The sequence below is a fragment of the Faecalibacterium sp. DFI.5.82 genome, assembly GCF_029076575.1.
Lineage (GTDB): Bacteria > Bacillota > Clostridia > Oscillospirales > Ruminococcaceae > Faecalibacterium > Faecalibacterium duncaniae.
The window spans coordinates 1-287 of the sequence record NZ_JARFIS010001167.1; the positions used below are offsets into that span (position 1 = coordinate 1).

A 287-nucleotide genomic window follows, 5' to 3' on the forward strand; every position below is an offset into this window, starting at 1 on the left:
GTTCCAGCGAGCGCAGGGTGGCCTTCTGGCCGGCCTCATCCGAGACGTAGCTCAGAATGACTTCCTCCGCGAACTGGCTGATGATCTTTACCTGATCCGGAGTCAGGGCCGTGCCGCAGGCGCAGACCGCCGTGTCGATCCCCGCCTGATGCATGGAAATAACGTCCATGTAAACCTCGCAGAGAACGAACCGCCGGGAAGCGCTCTTCTTGGCGATCTGCAGTGCGAACACGGTATCCGACTTGTGGTAGACCAGTGTCTCGGGGCTGTTGACGTACTTGGGTTTG

At 59.6% G+C, this 287-nt stretch carries 1 protein-coding gene; it reads right to left on the reverse strand.

All coding sequences use genetic code 11. The features are described 5' to 3' along the window. A partial coding sequence (locus tag P0G09_RS20580) for a toprim domain-containing protein (RefSeq protein ID WP_275253609.1) occupies positions 1–287 on the reverse strand: 287 nt, incomplete at both ends.